Below are 16,823 nucleotides of genomic sequence, written 5' to 3' on the forward strand. Positions count from 1 at the left end.
GCATCCTTAGTGCTCTAACTGCTAAAGCCCGCGGAATTTCGTCTGGAAGACAGAGCGTCTGCCTTGGCGATCGTGAGCGGAGCCAATATCATTCCAACTCGCGGGAAGCCTGGCGGCGCCATCCCGAACACGTCTGTAGCATCAATACTTTCAAGGCGCGTGCTCAGGGAAAAAAATTTCCCGGCGGGTATCGAGCGCCAACGCTCGTCGGAATGGCACCGCCCAGGTTGAGACGAACACCCTATATCGCTGGCTTCGTAGGCCGTGCTATTCCCGTCGTCGGATGGGCTTATACTGCTGCCGAGCGGGGCTTGATCGGCTACAAGACCGTCGTCACCTACAACGCCATTGTGCGACCCGAAGACCAGGTATTTTGAATGACCAACGATGACGTTGATTATGAGCTGCTTGGCAACGTAATACGGTGCATTCAAGACACCTTCGAATTCGGCAAAGACGCGTTCAAAGGCTTGAGCCTCTCCACCGATATTAATCGTGACTTGGGCGTTGAAGGCGACGACGCAAACGAACTGATGCCTGAGTTTTTCAAGCGATTTGCGGTTGAGATCGAAAACTATGACCCGTGCCGGTACTTCGTGCCAGAAGGCTACGATCTGCTTGCCTTCAGGCGAGGCGCAGAAAGGCAGGGGAATATACCGATCACGCTAGGCATGCTGTATTTGGCAGCCAAAACGGGAGCCTGGAATCCAGCTCTGCTGGAGCAAACCCATTACAGCAACAATCCTCTTTACAAAAGCACCTCTGATGTCCCGCTGCTAGGGTATGAGGTGTAGCGGATATGATATCTGCCAGCCCAATAGGCATCGCCAACTAGCAAAGCACAAGCACTATTCAACCACCCACAAAAAACCCCGCTATCACCAGCGGGGCTTTTACGTTCAGAGCGACCGGATCAAACCCCACCCTTCCCCGGCAACGGCTCGTCATTACCACGCCGAGTGGTCGGCTCTTCGGTCACTGGATCGTTCTCGGTCCGTGCTGGCTCGGTCGGGTCTACCTGCGGGTCGGACACATCAGGTGATTCCTCATCGAAACCGAGCTCTTCATCCGGGTCGGTGTGTGCTGATGTTCCGGTCAGCGGAGCGCCATTGGCCATGTAAAGTATCTCCTCGTCTACGCGCGGGTTGTCCGCACCATGTTTATGAGAAGCCTTCGAGCGCCAAGAGTGCCCCAGCTTAGACGGGCGGTTTCGCTTCTCCCTGCCCGGTCACGCTCACCAACTGACACGAACCCCCATGCTGCCGCTAGCCCCCGCCAAGTCATTGCTGTCCAGCTGCGCAGCGTAATCGACCGCCATATAAACGCTGACGCCCGGTGCGACGCCGACGACAACCCCAACGCCGAGCTCGCTCGATGAGGACGTGTGCCGGGTTTTGATCCGGTCGATGCCGTTGTAGGTGACGGTGTCTTTGCCGTCCAGCACATGCCAGAGGTTCGCCCGCACGTAGGGCTCGACGGGCAGGTTGTCGACCACGTAACGCCCCTTCACGCGTGCGCCAAGCCGAGTGGTCCAGTAGGGCTGGGAATCAAAGGCAACGTCGGAGATGCCGTCGTTGTACCGGTCGAGATCGATGCGCTGGTGAATCACTTGCGCCTGCGGTTCGACAACCCAGTGCTCGGAGATCGCCATCGGATAACCGGACTCCAGGGAGAGACTGAGCGAGTGGCCGCCGGTGTCGAGCCTGACTCCTTGATGGGATCGGCTGCTGCCGTCGAGACGCGTGGCCATGACCACGGCGTCCAGATATGCGCCATCGGGGTCGACCAGCGTCCAGTAGGCGCCAAAGTGATCGCCGTTGACTTTCATGCGCCCCGCCTTGGTGTCTTTGAAACCCTCGGCGAATCCTTTGACGCTGCCTTGCAGCCGGCTTTGCCCCACGAAAACCCCGGCGTGTTGCACCTGGCCAGAATCGGTGGGTGCGGCATACAGGTCGTGGCCCACTTGGTAGCCCTTGGTCGACCCATCGAAGCGGGGCGACGCCGTGCCGGCCCACTCCCGGCGCACATCGCTGCCGTACAGCCGTGCCCACCCTGCCCTGGTGATACCGGTTTCGCTGAGCAGGCGCTGATCACCCTGGCGATCATGAAAAGTGCCCACTGCCTCACGTGCCATGATTTGTGCGGCGGGGATGAACACCGAGTAGATCGGCACCTCCAGACGGTACAGCGGGATCGGCTCGGCGCCAGGCGAGATGTCGGGAAAAGGCGACGCCGATGGCGCCGGTATTGGTGACGCGTCAGCAGGCGTGGCCGAAGGCGCGATGGGCGTAGGAGGCGTGACAGGCAACGCGGCGGGAACTGCGGTAGGTGGCTCAACAGGCGGTTCATCCGCAGCAACGGGAATGGGACGTGCAGGCTCGGTGACGGCTGGCGGGATAACGAGCGGCGGCGTGACGGGATCCGGCACGGGGTTTACCACCGGGCCCACCACGGGCGGGGCATTCGGAGGCATCGGTGGCGCGCTCGCAGGAGGGCGGATCGCCGCCACGGATGAGCGCAGGAACCAGCTGTTTTCAGTGCCCGCCGTGAGTCCGCCCTTGAACAGCTGGTAGCGATAGGCGCCCGCTACGACGCGATTACCCAGCACGAATGCATCACTTGTACTCGTCGCGCCGTTAATCGCCTGCACCACTTCGATGCCGTTCACCTGCGTCAGCCCGCCCAGCCCGTTGAGGTTACGAATACCGACTTGCGTGTTGCCGCTGATGGTTCCCTGGGACACTACAAGTCGGTCACTGGCCGAGCGGTCATCGCCCAGCGTGGTCTGCAGCAACAATTGGCCTGCGCTGCCGATGTAGTTGCCATCGACGGTCAGTGTGTCGCTGGCAACGGAGCTGTTGGTGGCCATGTCGATAACCCCGGCGTTACTCAACGTCGTTAACTGACCTGCGGTGTAGGGGCGAACGGACCCTTGGCTGACATCAAGAACGCTGGTGCTGTCGATCACGAACGTGCCGGTGCCGCTTACGCTGTCACCCAGAAAGAAATTACCTTCCAGCTTGAATCGGGACTGCTCGGTGAGTTCGACCGTCTCCCATCCCGGGTAGCGACCGGCGCCGGCCGTTGATGTCTGAATGAAGGTCAGGCGGTCGCTGCCCAGACCACCGTCCACCGATGGGGTCGAGCTCAGCGAGCGCTCGTCAAGGTTGCCGATCAAGGCCCGGTCGTTGCCGTCGCCCATGAGCACCGAGGCGTCAATCAAGCCTCCGCCGCTCCAGCCAAATACGTCGTCGCCAAAGCTGGCGCGAACCTCACCCGATATTGTTCCGCCGCTCACGCTGATGCTGTCGTTGCCACCGCTGACGCTGAGATTACCGCCGATACTGCCACCGCTGATGACAATGGTGTCCCGGCCGAAACCGGTGACGAGGTTGCCGACGATCCGCCCTCCCGACAGCTCGAACAGGTTGTTGTCGAGCTTCATGTCGACGCGGCCGATTGTGCCGCCGCTCATGGTGGCGACATCGCCGTCCTCGAATGCGCCGATGATGGTGCCGCCGCTCATGGAGAATACGTCGCGGCTGTCACCTTGCGCCAGCGACTGGACGCTACCGCCGTGCATGAAGACGTTATCGATACCGGCGCCCTGCACGACGCGGCCTGTCACCGTCCCGCCGTCCATGACGAACACGTTCGCGCCGGCCCCTTGGTTAACCGCACCCTGGAGCGTGCCCGAGCTCATGATGATCCGGTCAGCGCCGCCGCCGTAGAGGACGTCGCCCGATACAACGCCGCTGCCGCCCTCGGGAAATATCAAAACGTTGTTGCCGGCCAGATCGATCAAGCCTGCGCTGACGCCGCTGTCGCACACGGAGCTGTCGTTGCCCGCGCCGGACGCAAGGGTGCAGGCCGCTTCGATGGGTGCGATTGGCAATAACAACGATATGCACGAAACGCGTAGAAAGGTGCCGAACAGCGTCCGGCCGGAGAGGTTCATCACAGCATCCTGCGGGATAACCCGATTGATTAACGTCCTGTAAGGCGCACCTTCCTGAGTGCGTCCAATTGTCGCCCTGACTACAAACAGCGAAGGACAGTAACGCGGGTCTGTCAAACGGTGGCGCCTTGAGCACGGGGCGTTGGGCCAAAAACCTGACTGTCTGAATGACCTGCCAGGCCTCGCTTGCCCAGCCGCGCGCCAGCCCGTGCCTCGGTTGTGACAACGTTAACAAGGGCGTAGAATTCGCAACATCCAGTCGCACTTCCCCATACTCATAATATTCAGCTGACAGCACGCACCGCCCAGGTAAACACCTTGAGCGGTATTTTTGTTTGTCGGCGTTTTTATGGGGTAAGCGGCAAACCGAATTTTCAGGAGGGCATTCGATTTAATGAATACCACTAACGCACACACCGGAAGTTGGCTGAGCGTGATCGCGCTGGCGTTGGCTGCCTTCATTTTCAACACGACCGAATTCGTGCCAGTGGGCTTGTTGAGCGCCATCGGGCACAGCTTTGACATGACCACCGCGCAGGTCGGCCTGATGCTTACTGTGTATGCGTGGATTGTGTCGCTGACCTCGCTGCCGATGATGCTGCTGACCCGCAACATCGAGCGGCGCAAGTTGCTGCTGTTCGTGTTCCTCATGTTCATTGCCAGCCATGTGATGTCGAGCCTGTCGTCGAGCTTCGCCATGTTGCTGGTCAGCCGTGTGGGCATCGCCGTGGCGCACGCCGTGTTCTGGTCCATTACTGCCTCCCTGGCGGTGCGCGTGGCGCCGGAGGGTAAGCAGGTTCAGGCCCTCGGTCTGCTGGCGACCGGCACGGCGCTGGCGATGGTGCTTGGCATTCCTTTGGGCCGCGTGCTGGGCGAAGCGCTGGGCTGGCGTGCCACGTTCCTGGCCATTGCCATGGCGTCGGGCCTGACTGTGCTGGTGCTGATGAAATCGTTGCCGCTGCTGCCGAGCCAGAATTCGGGGTCGCTGCGCAGCCTGCCGGTGCTGTTCAAACGCCCGGCGCTGATGTCGTTGTATCTGCTCACAGCCCTGGTCGTAACCGCGCAATTCACGGCGTACAGCTACATCGAACCGTTCGCGCAACTCGTCGCGAAGATGACCAGCGACATGACCACGGTGATTCTCCTGTTGTTCGGCGGCGCCGGCATACTGGGCTCGGTGATCTTCAGCCGTTACAACAACCAGTTCCCGCGCGGCCTGCTGATTACCTCGGTCGGGGCGCTGGCTGCTTGCCTGGTGATGCTGCTGCCGCTGTCGGGCAGTGCTTCATCGATGGGAACGCTGAGCGTGGTCTGGGGCATGGCGATCATGTGCTTTGGTTTGGTGATGCAGTCCAAGGTGCTGGCGATGGCCCCGGACGCTACGGACGTGGCCATGGCGCTGCATTCCGGCATTTACAACATCGGCATCGGCGGTGGCGCGCTGCTGGGCAGCGTCGTCATCAGCCAGCTGGGCGTTGCGAACATCGGCCTGGTCGGCGGGATGGTCGCCATCAGCGGCCTGCTGCTGGCCTGCCTGGCCACGCATCGGTATGGCGAAACCATCCGCGCCTGAATCAAGAGCCCGTGCGGGCAGGCAGAACACGCTCCTCTCACTGTAGAAGCGCGCCTGCCCGCGAAGGCGTTCTGTCAGAGGGTTCACATCCTCTGACTCAACAGGATTCGCCCTCCAGCGCGCTTCCAATACGCCCCCCTCGTCCTCTTGCATCAATCCCATCGATAACCAACATTCCCGCGAATGCCTTCCGCTAAAAATGGATGGGCGTAACATCGCCCTCACACCCAAACACGAACCGAGGGCAGGAAAATGGTTGTTCATCTCCTTACTTGCTTGACGCTGACAGCTTTCACCAGCTACGTCGTCGCCCTCAAAATTTTCGATCTGGCGTCGGTCGTCATGACCGCAGACGAAGAGGATTGTCGTGTTGTGGCACAGGCCAATTAAGGCCAAGTAGCTGACACTTATCAGCACCTTTCAAGCTTTCAACTTCTTGTTTGATGTGGAGCACCGACATGACCCGAGACGTCACCCTGAACGTTAGCTTTCCCCTCTTTGGGAAAAACTATTACTCACAACATGTCGTCCTCCGAAATAACCGCCACGGTCTCGTTGAAGACAATCGCTTCGACGCCTTCATGATGCCCGCGGCGGAAAACCACTTCAGCAATGAGGTGGTCGGCCTCAACGATCAGTTTCGGTTTTTGACTGACGTATTGGCCATGCATTTGCTGGAAGTTGAAGCGTCCCGACCGGCACGCAGAGCTCGTCCGTCAGCTCCTTCGCTCGGTCTGTGAATGCAGCTTTTTTGCATATAGCCACTCATGCAGTCGGTCATCCCGGACTGGCTGCATGAGTGGTTTTGTTTTTTACAGCAGATGCGCAGGTGCTCGGCACACGGTTCGGTTCAGTGGCCTGAATTAATTCGCCGTTTGCCTAAGCGAACCAATGTGTTGAAAATCCCCGCGCACTGCCCTCTCTCAAAGTCTTGATCGTGAAAAACCTTCTTCGTAGTTTCATTCCTCAATCGCTCAACACGCACCCGGCCGAATGGTCGCGCGCGGCCATTGGCGCCTGCCTGGGGATCTTTGTCAGCGCGGTGTTTTGCCGCGAGCTGTTCGGCATCGATATCACCCTGCACCTATTGGGGCCGGTGGGGGCATCGGCGGTGCTGCTGTTCGCCGTGTCCACCGGAGCGCTCGCGCAGCCGTGGTCGATCCTCGGCAGCTACCTGATTGCCGCGCTGGTGGCGCTGGTCTCCATCAAGCTGTTCGGCAACACCATCATTGCCGCCAGCGTGGCGGTCTGTTCGTCCATCGTGCTGATGTGCATCTTCCGCTGCCTGCACCCGCCTGCGGCTGCGGTGGCGATCTGTATCGTTACCTCGAAGAACGAACTCTCTCCCATGGGGCTGCACGTCCTCGGGCCAGTGATGCTCAACGCGGTGTGCCTGCTGGCCGGTGCTCTGATCTACAACAACCTGACGCGGGTGCGCTACCCGAAAGCGCACGTCGGGGAATTGCCGGCGCCGCAACAGGCGCCCATCGGCAATGAGGGTTTCAACGCTGAAGATCTTGAGAAGGCGCTGGAGGAGATGGGCGAGTTCGTTGACGTCTCCCGAGAAGACCTTGAAGCGATTTTGCACAAGACCGAAGCGCACGCCCTGCGGCGCAACCGGTCTGACATCGACGCCGCGCGGATCGTCTCGCGCAGTACCGAGAGCCTGTCGCTGGAGCACTCGATGGCAGACGCGATGACCCTGCTTGCCAAAAATGACAGCAAGTACCTGCCGGTCCTCGATGGCGACAAAAAAGTGGTGGGTATCATTTCGCTGGTCAAATGACCGTCAGCGCTGGGCACCCACTGGCGGAAATCCTGAATCTGAGGTCTGATGCGACAAGGTCCGCCCTAATAACGGGCCACACACTTACCTCTGCGGAAGTCCCCATGAAACATGCCTTGCTCGCTGGCCTGCTCCTGACTGCATTTGCCCTGCCCTGTGTGGCGAATGCCAATGACGACAACAATCAGTGCCAGATGAACCTGAGCAAGATTCGCGACGCCAAGGTCGCCAATCCGGATCTCAGCGACGCCGTGAAAAGCGACATCGACACCACCGTTCACCGCGCCGAGGCTGCGCTGGCGCGGCACAACGATGATGGCGGACGCGAGTGTGTGGCACTGACCCAGCAGGCGCTGCAGAAAGCCCAAAGCCACTGAGCCTGAACGCCGCCCGGCGAGCCATCTCCGCCGGGCGAGCTTTGCTTATTTCAGCACCAGCATCCGATAAACCCCCGCCTCGTTTTCGATCCCGTGGGTGTCGTGGGTGAAGCCCGGGAACGACCGGTCGAAACTCTCCAGCGCGCGAAGATAGGCCAGCAAGGGCCCGGCGACAGGACCGGCATTTTCGCCCGGCATCAACAGCGGAATGCCAGGCGGGTAAGGCACGATGCCGGTCGCGGCAATCCGTCCGGCTGCCTCCTCCAGCGTGACCTGTTCGATCTCGTTCCTGACCAGTTTTTCGTAGGCCTCCACCGGGCTGAATTCCGCCTTGGGTAACGTACCGAACGCTTTGGACATGGCCGCTGTGGTCTTCGTCTCTTTCATGGCGGCGAAAATCTCTTCGGCCAAATCCTTCAACCCCATGCCGGCGTAGCGCTGCTGGTTCGCGGTCAGCAAATCAGGCAGGCAAAGCTCCAGCTCAAGGTTCGTGTCGTAGTCGCGCTTGAAGTCCAGCAAGGCGTTGACCAACGTGCCCCATTTGCCCTTGGTGATGCCGATGGAGAACAGGAAGAGGATGGTGAAGTCGGTGGTTTTCTCAACGACGATGCCCTGATGCCCCAGATACGCACTGAGCACGCAGGCAGGAATGCCGAAATCCAACAGGTTTCCATCGTCGCCCATGCCGGGGCTGAGGATGGACACCTTGATCGGGTCGAGCATGCAGTAGCCGTCTTCGATGTCGCCGAAGCCGTGCCACACCTCGTTCGGGTGCAGGACCCAGCAGTTCGGATCGGTCTTCAGCCGAACCGGGTCGACTTCGTGAAAGGCAATCGCAGTGGCGCCGACTTGAACCGTCGGCGGCTGCCAGCACGAGAAAAACCAGTCGTCATGGCTGAGCATGTCGGTCTGCATGCGCGAAATGACCTGCCGAAACGCGATGGCTTCTTCAATGGATTCATTGGTCAGGATCTGACCGCTCGGCGCCTCCATCATCGCCGAGCTCACATCACACGAGGCCATGATCGCGTAATTGGGTGACGTCGACGCATGCATCATGTAGGACTCGTTGAACCGGCCGTGAGGAATCGGGTTGCGGCCGTTACGGACGTGAATCATCGAGGCCTGGGACAACGCCGCCAGCAGCTTGTGGGTCGACTGCGTGGCGAACACGGTGGGTTTGGACGGGTCGTGATCCTCCGGGCGACCGTGCATGGCGAAGCGATCTTTGTACAACGGGTTGAACCGAGCGTAGCCATACCAGGCCTCGTCGAAATGCAGCCGGTCGACGCTCTGCCCCAACAGCTCTTCGACGCGGGTAACGTTGTAGGTCAGGCCGTCATAGGTGGAGTTGGTGATGATGGCATGCACCGGCGTCGGGTCAATGTGGCTCTTGACCAGCGGATTGCTGGCGATGGCCGCTTTGACCGCCTCGGCGCTCAGGGTTTGCGGCAGGATCGGGCCGATGATGCCGAAGCGGTTGCGCGTCGGCACCAGGTAGGTCGGAATAGCGCCGGACAGCGTCATCGCGTGTTCCGCGGACTTGTGGCAGTTACGGTCGCACAAGGCGATCTGGTCCCGCGTCACGCTGGCCATCAGGATCACGCGGTTGGACATCGAGGAGCCGTTGGTCACGTAATAGGTGCGATGAGCGCCGAACACCTTCGCTGCATAGCGCTCGCCCTGGCCAATAGGGCCGCTGTGGTCGAGCAGCGAGCCCAGTTCGCCGACCGAAATCGACAAGTCGGAGCGCAGCAGGTTTTCACCGAAAAATTCATAGAACGCGCGGCCAGCCGTGCTTTTCAAAAAGGCGGTGCCGCCGGCGTGGCCCGGGGTGTGCCAGGAATACTCGTAGCTGCGGGCGAATTTCAGCAGCGCGCCGAACATCGGCGGCAGAACCGCCTGACGGTAGCGCTCGATGGCCGCCAAGATGCGTCCGCTTAAAAAGCGACTGGTGTCTTCGGGTAGCCAGATGAAGTCATCGGCGTGCTGCATGACAATCAACGGCACACTCGACGCCGTGCTGCGATCGCTGATTAGAAACACTGGCACGCGCGTGTTGCGCTCACGCAATGCCGTGAGCAGATCGATGCATTCCTTGTGGTCGTCGCTGCTGTCCATTTCCCAACTGAGCAGCACACACTGAATGGCCGGATCGCTGCTGAGGATCGATTTGGCGTCGCTCAGGCTTTCCGAGGTCAGCACGCTGATGGCGCGGTCTTCCACGTCGCTGATCAGCTGGATCAGCGCCCGGCCGAACACGCTGCGTTTGTCGGGCTGGCTGCTGACCAGCAGTGCCAGCATGCCGAGCAGGTGTCTGTTGTCGGTCATGGTCGAGTCTCCAGAGTGGCCAGGTTCAGGTTATTGACGGGGACAGGCTCGCCGACGATGTGTTGCGCGGCAACGGTCTGGGTGGGCACGCTGTTGTTCAGCGCTTCGAGTTTGATCAGGCGAGTGTTGACGTAGCCGAACAGCGTATAGCCGACAATCGTTGCCACACCGCCGAGCATCAACGCCTCGGCGCCGGAACTGTACAGCGCCAGATAGCTGTAGGCCGTCGCGACGCCCGCCACGATGTTGGTGATCAGGGCCTTGTTTGGCGGAACGTTCGAGACCTTTTGCAGGGTCATGAGCGTTGCCATCGACAGGATGTACGGCACCAGATTGGTGACCACCGCCAGATTCACCAGCGTGTCGAACTGCTTGGCCAGGTCAGGGCTGATGGTCAACAACGCCAGTGCAGTCTGGATCGCCAGCAGGATAAGCATGCTGATGATCGGCACGCCGTGCTTGTTGGCCTTGGCGAAGATCGGCAGGAAGTAACCGGTGTCCGCCGAGCTCTTGAACACTTGGGCCACGGTGAATTGCCAACCCAGCAACGAACCGATGCACGCCAGCACCATGAGGCCCATCACCAGATTGCCGATCATGGGGTTGAACATCTTGGCGAATACCAGACCGAACGGTGCAGTCGACGACACCAGCTCTGCGTTGCCGACGATGCCGGCGATGACGTTGGTCGAAACGATGTAGATCACCGCCGCACCGAGGGTGCCGCCGAGGACCGCGATCGGTACGTTCTTTTCGGGGTTCTCCACTGCATCGCCATTGGCGCACGCCGACTCGAGCCCGAGAAACGCCCACAGGGTGATCGCCACCGAGGCGCCTGCGGCTTGGTACCACGGCATCTCATGGGGATTCCAGCCTGCGGCATAGGTGCTGCTGTCGAACCAGAACCAGCCAATCGTCGAGACCAGCACCACCGGCGCGATTACGCCCCAAACAGTCACGGCACCGATCTTGCCGGTAATGCTGGCGCCACCGAAGTTGGCAAACGTGGTAATCCACAATAGGGCGATAGTCGCCAGACCTACTTCCAGCGAACCCAGTTTGATATTGAACAACGTCTGGATATAACCAACAGCAGTAATGCTGATTGCCACATTGGCAATCAAAAGTGATAAACCGTAGGTGTAGTTAGTAATGTAGTTACCGGACTTACCGAACGTGTACTCCGCGTAACCGCCCATGCCGCCGGTCTTTCGGCTGAGCATGCCGCATCGCGCAAACGCGTACGCCAGAGCCAGCGAACCGGTGGCGGTGATCAGCCAGGACAGGATGGAGATACCGCCGACTTCAGCGAGTTTGGTTGGCAACAACACAATGCCGGACCCCAACATGTTGACCGCGGTCAGCATCGTAAGCTGCCCCACGCTCATTTTCTTAGCGACTGACATTCCGTTGCCCTATTGGAAGAAGTGAGAAGGTTTAGCTATAGCAAAGGATTCTTGTTAATCAAGAACTTGCCACGCAATAAACAACGTTTAACAGCCGCTAGTTACTGGCGTCAGGCCAGCTTTAATGGGCCATTCAAGAGTTTTAAATGCAGGTAGCGCTGGAAAGAACTTCCAGTTCAGAGGGATGGCGGCGAGTGCCCTTAGGCAAGAAGAATAGCGTCAGAAAACAGCGGAGCGTTGATCCATATCAACGAGGTGGCGTTTAGGAAAAGGCTTGTCGAGCAGTGGCCTGAGAGAAGAGTTGGACATCGATCGGAAGACACCGGCAACCCCGGCGCCTTCCGACAACGCTGTTGTTAACGGATCAGACGAACAGCGTGATGAGCGCAAACCCGACATACCAGACGATGGCCGAGCGAATAAGCAGCTCCCACAAGACGTCCAGGCTATTGACGCCCTCTACACCCACCACCGGCGCGGGCACCTCGCCTGCGACGCAACCGACCCTGGAGATGAGCCGCGACGCACTGATGTTCCAGTTGAGCAGTTCGCTCAGCATTACTCGGCTGACCGCCACAAAGTTACCGACGAGGGCAAAGCTTGCCGCCAGCAAGCGCACCGGCACCCAGTCAAACGCATGCCTGGCCTGAGTCGCGCGCTCAACCAGTGCCGGCGTCTTGCCGTGCTCCGAGGCAAGCGCCAGCAAGCGGTAAGCCAGCGCAGCAACCGGACCTAAAACGAAATACCAGAAGATGACCGCGAAAAAACCCTGATAAACCTGCCACAGCAGATAGGTGTGGGCGCCGCCCAGCAGCTGCTCTTCATCCTCGGCCTGGACCCCCAGGTCACGCTCGGCCACCAATACGGCTGCTTCCTGATCACCACGGCGGCAGGCGTCCCGGAACGAACCCAGTGTGGCTTTAACGTCACCACGACCCAGGCTGTAAATCAGCACCAGCAGATGGATCGGCAGCACCACCCAGCCGTACGCTACCGAGCCGACAATCGTCAGGACAAGTGCCAATATCACCAAAGGCAGCACAACGGTGAGGATCAAAATCCACCATGGCCGCCTGGCGGTTCGCGGATTGGATTCCAGCCGGTTCAGTTGATTGAGCCACGGCGCATCGCGCTGAACACGCTGGCGCAGGGCCGAGAACTTCTCGATCACTACAGCCAGCAACAAAACCAGAAAACTCATTAGCTGTTCCTCACTTCAAACGTCCAAGGCGGCACGAAACCGCGCCCAGTCAAAACACGGACCCGGATCGGTCTTGCGCCCCGGTGCGATGTCGCTGTGACCACAAATGCGCTGCGTCGTAATCGCTGGCCACGCCGCCTGCAACTGACGCGTCAGCTTGATCAATGCGTTGTACTGAGCGTCGGTGAACGGCTGGTCATCGGTGCCTTCCAGCTCGATACCAATGGAAAAGTCATTGCACGTCTCGCGCCCATCGAAAACGGACACGCCCGCATGCCAGGCCCGGTCAAGGCATGACACAAACTGAGTGACTTCACCGTCGCGCTCGATCAGAAAATGCGCGGACACCTGCAGCTCGGCGATGCTTTCAAAGTAGGGATGTTCTGTGACGTCCAGCCGGTTCTGAAAGAACGCCTGGACCTTGCCGGTCTTGAATTGCGCGGGTGGCAGGCTGATGTTGTGGATGACCAGCAACGAAATTTCGTTTTCAGGACGGGCATTGAAATTGGGTGAGGGGCAATGCTGCGCGCCGTGGCACCAGCCGGTGGCAGGGTCCAGATGCATGGGAGGGTCCTTAAGGCGTGAATCGACAGCGCGCAGTATGACCGCGACCGCAAAAGATGTGGATGACGAATCTACGTCCGGGTCACGCAGATTCGCAGTCAGGCGCCGTAGGACCGGTCTGGCCTTAACCCTTGAGCTTGCGCAGATTGCCCAGCACCGACTCCAGCGCACGGTCGAACAGCAAGGCATCGTCGAGGACGCGAATGGTGCCGCGACGAAATTCCACCGCCAGGCCCATGCGAGTTTTTTCCAGCACCTTCATGCCGGTGCGATTGACGAAAACATAACGCCCGCTTGGCTCGACGATGGCCGCCAGCTTGCAGCGCAGCTTGTGGGATTCGTCTTCGTGAATCTCGACCCAACTGCCCAGACGCAGCTTTTCAACCTGCATCAAGCCTTCATCGTCCGCAGGCAACTGCAGGGACGGCTCGCTCTGGATCTGCTCGCCAGGGCCAACCAGGATGATTTCTTCAACGACCGCCATCATCGCTGTGCCGTTCTCAGGCTCGATCTCCTCATCACTCGCTGCTTCGGCCGGCGCGCGCGGTACGTGGCTGAACGCCTGGACGTGCAGCACTTCGAGCTGGCTGAAGAATTCACTGGTGGCAAACGGGTCGAACGCAGCGCTGCTGAGGCCGTCGCGCAAGGATTTCAGCAACCCTGGCACCAACTCAAGCAAGCGCTGACGGGAGTCCGGCTCATCGTGCGTCTCGACACTCCAGATCAGATCATCCATGGCCTGAAGGCCCGACTTCCATTCGACGGATTGATCGCCGTGCTTCAGGCACGTCAGCAACAGCACCTTGCTCCAGGCTTCCTGCAAGAGACGAACGACGACCTGAGGCAGGGTCTTGCCTAGCAGGCGATCATTGAGCGCCTGTTGCACCCGCTGACGCGCCAGTTCGGCCAGGGCACGGCCTTGCTCGGCGTCGCGGGTGCGCTGTTCAAGCAGCTCGCTGCGCCGACGCTCGTCGCTGGTGAATGCCAGAAAGTCCACCAACAGCTCGGTGAAAATGGCCGGGTCGTCGACAAAATCATGCAGCAGCCGCTGAACAATCTGATCGATGCGCGCGTAGAGCGAGTCTCGCTGGGTGTCGTCGCGGCCGCCCCAGCCCAGGGCTGCGGAGGCGATTTCATTGAGCAATCGGCGCGCAGGATGACTGCCGCGGCTGAAAAAGCTTTTATCGATGACCGCGACCTTGAGCATCGGAATCTGCAGGCGGCCGATCAATGCACGCAGCGAGCTCGGCAGGTTGCGGTCGTCGAGGATGAACTCGAACAGCATCGAGATGAGGTTGATGACGTCCTCATCCGTCGTACCGACGACGCGAAACTTCCCACTGCGCGCGCTGACCCGGCTGATCAACTGTTCAAGCTGAGCCCGCAGGTCAAAGTCATCGCTCTCTTCGGCTTTTGGCACGTACTGCTGCAAGTGCGACAGCAGACGCAGTAAATCCTGACTCGAAATAGGCCGCGCATCGCTGACGGATTCAGGGCGCGGCGTTAGATGGCCGCGGACATGGACGAGCAGTTCCTGCAGAGCGGAGAACACGTCCTGCACGCTCTTGTCGAGGTTTTCCGTGGCGTGAAGAATCGCGGCATTGTCGGCGCGCAAGGCTTCGCTCGAGGGCGGCGCACTGGTGGTGCGGTCAGTCGAGCGGCGCGACGGCAACACTTTGAGTTCCGGCAATACACCTGCGGAAATTAACAACTGGTTGGCTTCCTCATAGAGCTGGTCGGCGTTGCTCAGGGCGTACTTCTCAAACAGCTTGAGAATGATCAGCTTCACCTTGATTTCAACGCCGAGACTGCGGCCGGCCTGCAGGAAATATTCACACATCAGCGTAGGACCCAACGGATTGGTCTCGTCGGTCAGCGGCTGGGGGATCAGTACGTTCAAACGCGTGGTCAGTTGACCAAGGGCGACGCCGTCGCGGCTCATGACCTTCACTACCATGGCGTCTACCGCCACGGTACGTTCCAGATCATCGTTGTGGACCAGCGCCAGTTTGTCGTAGGAAACGGGCTCGGGAAGCGAAGGCTCAGCGACTTCGTACTGACCCAGGCGCAGGAAGGCTTCAAAGAATTTGTCGAGGAAGTTGCGCTCGATGCTTTTGCGCTTCAAGCGCAGGTCGCGCATGGCTTCGAAAAAGATGTTTTGCTCAGCGTTGTTACGCGCCCGGTCGGCCATCTCGAAAAGGGTGTCATCCGCATTATCGAACAGCGTTTGCAAGCTTTCCTTGAGCTGCTGAGCAGCTCGGTCACGCACTTGGAGCAGAACGACAGGCAGCCGGGCAAGGGGCGAAGATCCCGGAGTTTCCGGACCTGCCTTAAGGGGCACCACCTTATTCCCGTCGTTCTGCATCAAGGACTCCTTCACCGTCGACACACCGCTCCACCAACAGCCACATCCGCAGCGAATGAAGACTCGACTCCATTCGAACGGATCTCGAAATTTTATCCCTGGGGATGTTGCAGGCTAACGTCAACGCTATGACGTCAATTACAAGGCGAAGTATCGGGTAAATCTGTGCCGCTCGCCAGCGGACTCTTCGCCTTGATTAGAATAATAGAAGGCGGCGAAGCGACTTGTGGTGCGATAGACCACGAAAAACTCATTCTGTCGCACCAGAGGTGAAAAAACCGACAAAGTGCAGCTAATCCATCCGTCCGGACACTTGCCGCGCGTAGGTTGGTACAGGTCTCTGCCTTATACTCCGGCCACTTAGTCCGTGGAGCCTGATATGCCAAACCTACGCCTGGAAGCCCTCACCGCAGAAATCGACGCCAATGTACGGCGTGCGTTACTGGAGGATGTAGGCAGTGGCGACATCACGGCGCAGCTGATTCCGGCCGAGCGCCTGGCTAAGGCGACTGTCATATCTCGCGACGCCGCCGTCATTGCCGGCACCGCGTGGGTGGATGCGGTTTTCCGTCAGCTGGACCCGCGCGTTGCCGTGCATTGGCAGGTTATTGATGGCGATCGCGTTCAGCCCAACCAGCCACTGTTCCGCCTCGAAGGCCCTGCCCGCTCCCTGCTAACCGGAGAACGCAGCGCGCTCAACTTCCTGCAACTGCTTTCCGGTGTTGCCACCCGAGCGCGCTATTACGCCGACAAGGTCGCGGACACCCAGGTCAAACTGCTCGACACCCGGAAAACCCTCCCCGGCCTGAGGATTGCGCAGAAGTACGCCGTTGCTTGCGGCGGCTGCCATAACCACCGCATCGGGTTGTATGACGCTTTCCTGATCAAGGAAAACCACATCGCGGCGTGCGGCGGAATCGCCAACGCAATCGACGCCGCGCACAAAATCGCGCCGGGCAAGCCGGTTGAGGTGGAAGTCGAAAACCTAGACGAACTCAAACAGGCGCTCGAAGGTGGCGCCGACATCATCATGCTCGATGAATTGAGTCTGGATGACATGCGCGAAGCCGTGCGCCTGACCGCCGGCCGCGCCAAGCTCGAAGCCAGCGGCGGCGTGACCGACGCAACCCTGCTCGACATCGCCGAAACAGGCGTCGATTACATCTCCATCGGCACACTGACCAAAGACGTCAAGGCGGTGGACCTGTCGATGCGCCTGAGCGCCTGAGATCGGCCCAACGTCTTAAAGGTTGAACTGCGAC

The 16,823-nt window shown here is 59.7% G+C and carries 13 protein-coding genes and 1 pseudogene; 7 read left to right on the forward strand and 7 right to left on the reverse strand.

Translation table 11 applies throughout. From position 1 onward, the window contains the following. Positions 1-42 precede the first annotated feature (42 nt). Both QRN48_RS25250 and QRN48_RS02580 read left to right on the forward strand, forming a co-directional pair. A pseudogene (locus QRN48_RS25250) lies at positions 43-377 on the forward strand (STM2901 family protein). After that, positions 378-794 carry a DUF1493 family protein gene (locus QRN48_RS02580; RefSeq protein ID WP_285348701.1) on the forward strand — a complete coding sequence of 139 codons (417 nt, stop codon included), beginning with the start codon at positions 378-380 and terminating at the stop codon, positions 792-794. 119 nt (positions 795-913) lie between these two features. Here the strand turns inward: QRN48_RS02580 and QRN48_RS02585 are convergent, their stop codons facing one another. Both QRN48_RS02585 and QRN48_RS02590 read right to left on the reverse strand, forming a co-directional pair. Beyond that, the gene (locus QRN48_RS02585; RefSeq protein WP_285348703.1) at positions 914-1,117 is read right to left on the reverse strand and encodes a DUF6021 family protein; all 204 of its coding nucleotides are present in this window, start codon (positions 1,115-1,117) and stop codon (positions 914-916) included. Positions 1,118-1,234: 117 nt separating this feature from the next. Next, positions 1,235-3,958: an autotransporter family protein gene (locus tag QRN48_RS02590; RefSeq protein WP_285348705.1), complete on the reverse strand. Its 2,724-nt coding sequence runs from the start codon at positions 3,956-3,958 to the stop codon at positions 1,235-1,237. 394 nt (positions 3,959-4,352) lie between these two features. On the opposite strand from QRN48_RS02590, the gene QRN48_RS02595 reads away from it, so the two are divergent. The 4 genes from QRN48_RS02595 to QRN48_RS02610 all read left to right on the forward strand — a co-directional run bounded on the left by QRN48_RS02595 (position 4,353) and on the right by QRN48_RS02610 (position 7,694). Next, complete coding sequence (locus QRN48_RS02595) at positions 4,353-5,531, forward strand: sugar transporter (RefSeq protein WP_285348708.1); 1,179 nt, start codon at positions 4,353-4,355, stop codon at positions 5,529-5,531. A 458-nt stretch (positions 5,532-5,989) separates the two neighbouring features. Beyond that, entirely contained in the window at positions 5,990-6,271 is a 282-nt protein-coding gene (locus tag QRN48_RS02600; protein ID WP_191942850.1) for a hypothetical protein, read from the forward strand. A gap of 197 nt (positions 6,272-6,468) precedes the next feature. Further along, positions 6,469-7,317: an HPP family protein gene (locus QRN48_RS02605; RefSeq protein ID WP_285348710.1), complete on the forward strand. Its 849-nt coding sequence runs from the start codon at positions 6,469-6,471 to the stop codon at positions 7,315-7,317. Between the two features lie 104 nt (positions 7,318-7,421). Next, positions 7,422-7,694, forward strand: a complete 273-nt coding sequence (locus QRN48_RS02610) for a PA2433 domain-containing protein (protein ID WP_037015318.1) — start codon at positions 7,422-7,424, stop codon at positions 7,692-7,694. A 45-nt stretch (positions 7,695-7,739) separates the two neighbouring features. Here the strand turns inward: QRN48_RS02610 and QRN48_RS02615 are convergent, their stop codons facing one another. The 5 genes from QRN48_RS02615 to QRN48_RS02635 form a co-directional block, all read right to left on the reverse strand. Next, on the reverse strand, positions 7,740-10,025 hold the full coding sequence (locus tag QRN48_RS02615; protein WP_285348711.1) for an Orn/Lys/Arg family decarboxylase: 2,286 nt from the start codon (positions 10,023-10,025) through the stop codon (positions 7,740-7,742). Then, complete coding sequence (gene potE, locus QRN48_RS02620; protein WP_037015322.1) at positions 10,022-11,431, reverse strand: putrescine-ornithine antiporter; 1,410 nt, start codon at positions 11,429-11,431, stop codon at positions 10,022-10,024. Before potE ends, QRN48_RS02615 begins: the two co-directional genes overlap by 4 nt. A gap of 364 nt (positions 11,432-11,795) precedes the next feature. Further along, positions 11,796-12,632, reverse strand: coding sequence for a regulatory signaling modulator protein AmpE (ampE, locus tag QRN48_RS02625; protein ID WP_285348713.1), 837 nt, complete (start codon positions 12,630-12,632; stop codon positions 11,796-11,798). Between the two features lie 15 nt (positions 12,633-12,647). Beyond that, complete coding sequence (gene ampD / locus QRN48_RS02630) at positions 12,648-13,196, reverse strand: 1,6-anhydro-N-acetylmuramyl-L-alanine amidase AmpD (protein ID WP_285348714.1); 549 nt, start codon at positions 13,194-13,196, stop codon at positions 12,648-12,650. 124 nt (positions 13,197-13,320) lie between these two features. Further along, entirely contained in the window at positions 13,321-15,561 is a 2,241-nt protein-coding gene (locus QRN48_RS02635) for a DUF1631 domain-containing protein (protein WP_037015329.1), read from the reverse strand. Between the two features lie 379 nt (positions 15,562-15,940). Between QRN48_RS02635 and nadC the strand changes: the two genes are divergently transcribed. After that, entirely contained in the window at positions 15,941-16,789 is an 849-nt protein-coding gene (nadC, locus tag QRN48_RS02640) for a carboxylating nicotinate-nucleotide diphosphorylase (RefSeq protein WP_285348717.1), read from the forward strand. Positions 16,790-16,823: the final 34 nt, after the last annotated feature.

This window comes from Pseudomonas sp. ME-P-057 (assembly GCF_030208975.1).
Lineage (GTDB): Bacteria > Pseudomonadota > Gammaproteobacteria > Pseudomonadales > Pseudomonadaceae > Aquipseudomonas > Aquipseudomonas lutea.

Coding starts and splice junctions, on each gene's coding strand:
- ampD (WP_285348714.1), bottom strand. CDS start 13,196: ATGCATCTGGACCCTGCCACCGGCTGGTGCCACGGCGCGCAGCATTGC.
- potE (WP_037015322.1), bottom strand. CDS start 11,431: ATGTCAGTCGCTAAGAAAATGAGCGTGGGGCAGCTTACGATGCTGACC.
- QRN48_RS02595 (WP_285348708.1), top strand. CDS start 4,353: ATGAATACCACTAACGCACACACCGGAAGTTGGCTGAGCGTGATCGCG.
- QRN48_RS02585 (WP_285348703.1), bottom strand. CDS start 1,117: ATGGCCAATGGCGCTCCGCTGACCGGAACATCAGCACACACCGACCCG.
- nadC (WP_285348717.1), top strand. CDS start 15,941: ATGCCAAACCTACGCCTGGAAGCCCTCACCGCAGAAATCGACGCCAAT.
- QRN48_RS02580 (WP_285348701.1), top strand. CDS start 378: ATGACCAACGATGACGTTGATTATGAGCTGCTTGGCAACGTAATACGG.
- QRN48_RS02610 (WP_037015318.1), top strand. CDS start 7,422: ATGAAACATGCCTTGCTCGCTGGCCTGCTCCTGACTGCATTTGCCCTG.
- QRN48_RS02600 (WP_191942850.1), top strand. CDS start 5,990: ATGACCCGAGACGTCACCCTGAACGTTAGCTTTCCCCTCTTTGGGAAA.
- ampE (WP_285348713.1), bottom strand. CDS start 12,632: ATGAGTTTTCTGGTTTTGTTGCTGGCTGTAGTGATCGAGAAGTTCTCG.
- QRN48_RS02635 (WP_037015329.1), bottom strand. CDS start 15,561: ATGCAGAACGACGGGAATAAGGTGGTGCCCCTTAAGGCAGGTCCGGAA.
- QRN48_RS02590 (WP_285348705.1), bottom strand. CDS start 3,958: ATGAACCTCTCCGGCCGGACGCTGTTCGGCACCTTTCTACGCGTTTCG.
- QRN48_RS02615 (WP_285348711.1), bottom strand. CDS start 10,025: ATGACCGACAACAGACACCTGCTCGGCATGCTGGCACTGCTGGTCAGC.